The organism is Streptomyces sp. NPDC052721 (genome assembly GCF_040678315.1).
GTDB lineage: Bacteria > Actinomycetota > Actinomycetes > Streptomycetales > Streptomycetaceae > Streptomyces.
This window is the reverse complement of the sequence record NZ_JBFATL010000095.1, coordinates 1-5,478: the sequence shown is the minus strand read 5'-3', so window position 1 is coordinate 5,478 and position 5,478 is coordinate 1. Positions and strand designations below refer to the sequence as shown.

Below are 5,478 nucleotides of genomic sequence, written 5' to 3'. Positions count from 1 at the left end.
TACGAGGGCCGGGTCCCGGCACGCCGAGAGCACGCACCTGACGCCGCGCGGCCCGCCCTCCGGGCGGACGACGGGAGTTTGACGACAGGACCTAGGCCGCCGGCCGGCGGCCTGACCCTCGGCATCGGCCGCCGCGGCGGCTCGGTGGTTCCTTCCCCGCCTGGTGAGTCCCCAGGGCTTGAGGACCGAGATCGCCGTCATGAAGGCGTAGGCGCACAGCGACACCACCGGGCCGGGCAGGAGGCCGCCGGGGCCGGGCGCCGGCCCGCCCGCCGTCATGCCGGCGAGCGTGGAGTTCACGCCCGGGCGCAGCGCGAACGCCGTGGCGGCGGTCGTGGCGAGGGTCAGCCAGAACTTGGTGAAGACCCACCGGTGCCGGGCCAGTCCCCACGGGGTGCCCACGGACAGCAGTACACCGCTGAGGAGGGTCAGGAACGCGAGGGGAAGCAGCAGCCGGTCCGCGAAGAGTTTCATGGCGCGGACGGACGCCTCGGCGGTCACCGCCGATCCGGTCGAGGTGGCGGTGACCGCGAGGGCCAGCAGCCCGAGCGTGAGCCCGAGCCAGCTCGCGGAGACGGCCACATGGACGACGAGGGAGGCCCGGCGCACGGGTCGGCTCAACTTCATGTCCGACACGGTGCCGGACAAACCCGTCCGTGCCGTCCGGCACGGGGAGCAACGCGGTGTACTCGGCGCGGAGTACACCGCCCGCACGGTGCCCGGGTGGTACGGCGCTCAGGGCGCCCAGGGCGCCTCGACGGACCAGGTGGTGTCCTCGGTGAAGGTGCTCGGGTTGTCCCAGGTGTGCGTCCCGCCGGACCGTCGGGCGGCACGGTGCGCAGGCCGTGCCGGACGCGGCGATCGCCTCGTTCAGGTCGGCCGCGTCGCCGTGGCGCCCGAACCGCGGGCGCAGGGCACGGACGAGGCTGTCGAGCAGGGCCGCCCGCGCCGGATGCCCGGCGGGACAACGCCGGAGCGCCTTCCGGCGGCGTCGACCGCCTCGTGCAGATCCTCGGCGTCGCCGGTCAGCCGGGACCGGATCCGCAGCGCGATCGCCCTACGCCATCACGGCCCCGGCCGCGAGTCGCAGCAGGCGTTCGTCGAACGGCATCCGCCCCCAGGGTTGGCGTGGCCCGCCCGCATCGGGTGACCGCGTACGCGGTGATCGTTCTGCCGCCGTCCCGGTCCGGCGTGCCGTTCGTGGCCCGAGCCCGGGGCCGGTCCTCGGCGGCCTGCGCACGCCCGGACGTGCGCCCGGGCCCGGCGCAGGCCGCCGCTTCCCGGCGGAGCCGCGTTACAGCGCGCGTTCCAGACGGTCCGCCATCAGCTTCACGAACCGGGCCGGTTCCTTCGGCTGGCCGCCCTCGGCCAGCACCGCCAGGCCGTGCAGCAGCTCCGCGGTCTCGGCCAGTTCCGAGCGGTCCTCGCGCTCCTTGTACGCCTGGTTGAGACCCTTCACCAGCTGGTGGTCCGGGTTGAGTTCCAGGATCCGCTTGGCGCGGGGCACCTCCTGGCCCATGGCGCGGTACATGTTCTCCAGGGCCGGCGTCAGGTCGTGCGCGTCGGAGACGACACAGGCCGGGGAGACGGTGAGCCGGGAGGACAGACGCACCTCCTTGATGTCCTCCTCCAGCTGCTCCTTCATCCAGCCGAGCAGCCCGGTGTACTCCTCGGTCTGCTTCTCCCGTTCGTCGTCGGCGCTGTCCTCGTCCTTGGCGTCGAGATCGATCTGCCCCTTGGCGACGGACCGCAGCTTCTTGCCCTCGTACTCGCCGACGGCGTCGGCCCACACCTCGTCGACGGGGTCGGTGAGCAGCAGCACTTCGATGCCCCGTTCCCGGAACGCCTCCATGTGCGGGGAGTTCTCGATGCTCTGCCGCGACTCGCCGGTCAGGTAGTAGATGTCCTCCTGACCGTCCTTCATCCGCTCCACGTACCCCTTGAGCGTGGTCGGCTCGGTGTCGTGGCGGGTGCTCGCGAACGACGCGACGGCGAGGATGGCGTCGCGGTTCTCCGCGTCGGTGACCAGTCCTTCCTTCAGGACCGTGCCGAACTCCCGCCAGAAGGTGGCGTACCGCTCCTGGTCCTTGGTCATCATCTCCTTGACCGTGGACAGGACCTTCTTCGTCAGCCGGCGCCGCATCATCTCGATGTGGCGGTCCTGCTGGAGGATCTCGCGGGAGACGTTGAGCGAGAGGTCGGCCGCGTCGACCACGCCCTTGACGAAGCGGAGGTACGGCGGCAGCAGCGCCTCGCAGTCGTCCATGATGAACACGCGCTTGACGTACAGCTGCACGCCGCGCTTGGAGTCCCGCGTGAACAGGTCGTGCGGGGCGTGCTCGGGGAGGAACAGCAGGGCCTGGTACTCGAAGGTGCCCTCCGCCTGGAGCCGGATCGTCTCCAGCGGGTCGCGCCAGTCGTGGGCGATGTGCTTGTACAGCTCGTGGTACTCGTCGTCGGACACCTCGTCGCGGGGCCGCGCCCACAGCGCCTTCATGGAGTTGAGCGTCTCCGGCTCGGGCGCCTCGTCGCTCTCGCCGGCCGTGGCGGGGCGCTCGGGCACCATCCGGATGGGCCAGGTGATGAAGTCCGAGTACCGCTTGATGATCTCCCTGATCTTCCAGGGAGAGGTGTAGTCGTGGAGCTGGTTCTCCGGGTCGGCCGGCTTGAGGTGGAGCGTGACCGAGGTGCCCTGCGGGGCGTCGTCCACCTTCTCCAGCGTGTACGTGCCCTCGCCGCGCGACGTCCAGCGGGTGCCCTGGCTCTCGCCGGCGCGCCGGGTCAGCAGGGTGACCTCGTCGGCCACCATGAAGCCGGAGTAGAACCCGACGCCGAACTGGCCGATGAGTCCTTCCTCCCCGGCCGCGTCCTTCGCCTCGCGCAGCTCCCGCAGGAACTCCGCGGTGCCCGAGTTGGCGATCGTGCCGATGAGCTGCCCGACCTCGTCGTACGACATCCCGATGCCGTTGTCCCGTACGGTGAGCGTACGGGCGTCCTTGTCGATGTCGATCTCGATGTGCGGGTCGGACACGTCGGCGTCGAGCGAGTCGTCCCAGAGCTTCTCCAGGCGCAGCTTGTCCAGCGCGTCCGAGGCGTTGGAGACGAGCTCCCGCAGGAAGACGTCCTTGTTCGAGTACACCGAGTGGATCATCAGCTGCAGCAGCTGACGGGCCTCTACCTGAAACTCGAAGGTCTCGGTCGGCATGTTCGCGAATACCTCACAGGTCCTGTCGCCGGAACTGGTGGAGCCACTGTAAAACACGACGTCAGGGCGGTGGCCGGAAGAGCGCGTCGTGGCTGGATCCGCACCGTTCGCGTCCGCCTCCGCGCGGGCGCGTACACCGCCGACGCGCTGTGTGGTCAGTTTCTCACGGTGCGGAACGACACCGCCGTCCCAGTGCCGTTGCCGGAGCCGGCGCTCATAACAAGCGGCTCCCCGGGTACTCGCCGGGTCCAGGTCCCGGCGACGGCCCGGGGCCTCGGCAGTCGAGCAAGGACAACGGAGGTACAGAGATGAGCACGGTCAGGGAAGCTGTGGAAGTCGACGTTCCGCTGCACACCGCCTACAACCAGTGGACGCAGTTCGAGGACTTCCCGAACTTCATGGAAGGCGTCGAGGAGGTCCGTCAGCTGGACGACCGGCACAATCACTGGACCACGAAGATCGGCGGAGTACGGCGCGAGTTCGACACCGAGATCGTCGACCAGCTGCCCGACGAGCGCATCACCTGGCGCACCACCAGCGGCGACACCAGCCAGAAGGGCACCGTCCGCTTCGAGCGCCTGGACGACATGCACACCAAGGTCGAGCTGGTGATGGACGTCGAACCCAGCGGAGCCGTGGAGAAGGCCGCGGATCTGATCGGCACGATCGACCGGCGCGTCAAGGGAGACATGAAGCGGTTCAAGCAGTACATCGAGGAACACGGCGGGGAGTCCGGTGCCTGGCGCGGCCGGATCCGGCCCGGAGACAGCGGCTCGTCCCTCTGACCGGACGCAGCCGTGACGCATACGCCGCCGGGCACCTGGGCTCGGCGGCCGTTTGCTGCCGCGCCGGCACACGGGCTCGACGGCCGCCCGCCTCATCCGCGCCACGCTTGGCGCCGGACAGCAGCAGTCGGCGGGCCGGCCCGGGCAGCACCAACCCGGTGACGGTGTGCGGGGCCGCTGACCGTACGCGGCAGCGGCCGTCTACTGCCGCGCCGACACACGGCTCGACGGCCGCCCGCCTCGTCCGCGCCACGCTTGGTGCCGGACGGCAGCAGTCGGCGGGCCGGGCCGGGCAGAACCAGCCGGTGACCGTACGCGGCGCGCTTCGCCTCGCATACTCTCGCCCCACGGCGCACGATAGTCACAGGGGGCACTCGGACCACGGTCCGTGCTCCGGGCCGTGGGCGGCAGGAGGAGGTCGTCATGGCCCGCGCCGACACCCTCGCCGCAGCCCGGATACCCGACACGATCCAGCCGGGCGGCGTCGAATCGGAGAACCACCCCTGGAGGATCCGGCTGGTCAAACATCCGGAGCGCTTCGAGTCGTCGTTCTTCAAGGCCGCGAAACGCACGGCACACAGGATCCTGGACGAGATCGACGACGCCGATCTGCCCTACGGGCCCCGGCCCGTGGCGCCCGAGCACTGGGAGATGCACCACGGGGGCAGCCTGTGGGTGAAGACGACGGGCGGCTGGCGGATGTACCGGGCCCGCGCGGGCATCGAGTGGAGCATGCAGTTCTGTGCCGAGCCGTCCAAGATCGACCGGTTGCGCCAGGACGCTGCCGTCCTCGTTGCGGGGTTCCCCGAGACGCTGCCCGCACTGGCGGAACTGGGCTACGAGGAGGCCGAGGAGCTGCTGCGCACGCCGATCACGGACGCCGACGGTGTCGAGGCGTGGACCGACTCGCTGTTCAACGCCTGTGTGCCGATGAGCCGTGGGAATCACCAGGGGATCCTGCCGAAGGTGCCCGGTGAGCACCACTACCCGTGGCCCGTGAAGGGTGCGGACTTCTTCCGGTACGACGACTTCCAGTTGTGGGTGACCCTGCCCGACGGGACGCACGGCGCCGTGGCGCCGGTGGACCGCCGCGGTTCCGGTGACGGGCACGTGCGTCTGGTGCTCGCCTCCGAGGGCAGCCAGGCCGCGGACGCGCTGGCCGAGGCGCAGGACCGCGGGCTGATGGCGGTCCTGCCGCCGAACAGTTCGGCCGCGCTCCAGGCGTTCGCCGACCAGATCGAGTCGGGACAGCGCACCGCGTCCGGACCACTGGCCACACGCCGGGCCCACGCACACGGCAACGGCCGGGGCTCGCGGGCCCGTTGAACGAGGTGACGCCCGCGCTCGGCATCCGCCGGCGGCCTCCCGTGGACACTCCACGCCGCGGGAGGTACCGCTAGGTCCTGTCGTCAAACTCCCGTCGTCCGCCCGGAGGGCGGGCCGCGCGGCGTCAGGTGCGTGCTCTCGGCGTGCCGGGCCCCGGCCCTC

3 protein-coding genes and 1 pseudogene are annotated in these 5,478 nt (G+C 70.8%); 2 read left to right on the top strand and 2 right to left on the bottom strand.

Translation table 11 applies throughout. The annotated features are described in order from the left end of the window. Window positions 1-132: 132 nt before the first annotated feature. Together AB0L21_RS39475 and htpG are read right to left on the bottom strand one after the other, a co-directional pair. Window positions 133-627, bottom strand: a pseudogene (locus AB0L21_RS39475) (DUF2269 domain-containing protein); the annotation flags it as partial. Window positions 628-1,294: 667 nt separating this feature from the next. Continuing rightward, complete coding sequence (htpG, locus tag AB0L21_RS39470; protein WP_365711512.1) at window positions 1,295-3,205, bottom strand: molecular chaperone HtpG; 1,911 nt, start codon at window positions 3,203-3,205, stop codon at window positions 1,295-1,297. 308 nt (window positions 3,206-3,513) lie between these two features. Here htpG and AB0L21_RS39465 point away from each other — a divergent pair, with 308 nt between their 5' ends. Together AB0L21_RS39465 and AB0L21_RS39460 are read left to right on the top strand one after the other, a co-directional pair. After that, on the top strand, window positions 3,514-3,990 hold the full coding sequence (locus AB0L21_RS39465; protein ID WP_365711514.1) for an SRPBCC family protein: 477 nt from the start codon (window positions 3,514-3,516) through the stop codon (window positions 3,988-3,990). A 423-nt stretch (window positions 3,991-4,413) separates the two neighbouring features. After that, the gene (locus AB0L21_RS39460; RefSeq protein WP_365711516.1) at window positions 4,414-5,316 is read left to right on the top strand and encodes a DUF6424 family protein; all 903 of its coding nucleotides are present in this window, start codon (window positions 4,414-4,416) and stop codon (window positions 5,314-5,316) included. Window positions 5,317-5,478 lie beyond the last annotated feature (162 nt).